The sequence below is a fragment of the Emticicia sp. W12TSBA100-4 genome, from assembly GCF_040253585.1.
Taxonomy (GTDB): domain Bacteria; phylum Bacteroidota; class Bacteroidia; order Cytophagales; family Spirosomataceae; genus Emticicia.
This window is the reverse complement of record NZ_JBELAU010000106.1, coordinates 1-281: the sequence shown is the minus strand read 5'-3', so window position 1 is coordinate 281 and position 281 is coordinate 1. Positions and strand designations below refer to the sequence as shown.

At 40.6% G+C, this 281-nt stretch carries 1 protein-coding gene; it reads left to right on the top strand.

Annotation, left to right across the window (positions count from 1 at the left end; translation table 11 throughout):
- Positions 1 to 281, top strand: a 281-nt coding sequence (locus tag ABR854_RS25965; RefSeq protein WP_350268749.1) for a hypothetical protein, incomplete at both ends; no start/stop codon positions are given.

The window sequence follows — 281 nt, the reverse complement described above, 5'->3', positions numbered from 1 at the left end:
TGGTCGAATAATTCGACAGGCACGAGTTTGACACTTAATTCAGTTGGAACATACTCAATATCAGCGAAATGTACCTTAAATGGTTGTGAATCAGACCCAAGTTCAGCAACGAATTTAGAAATCAAAGCCAAACCAACTACTCCGACCATTACGCCACCAAGTCAATTAGTGGTTTGTTCACCAACAAGTTTGACATTAACGGCCAACTGCACAACAGGCACAGTATTATGGTCGAATAATTCGACTGGCACAAGTTTGACGCTTAATTCAGTTGGAACATA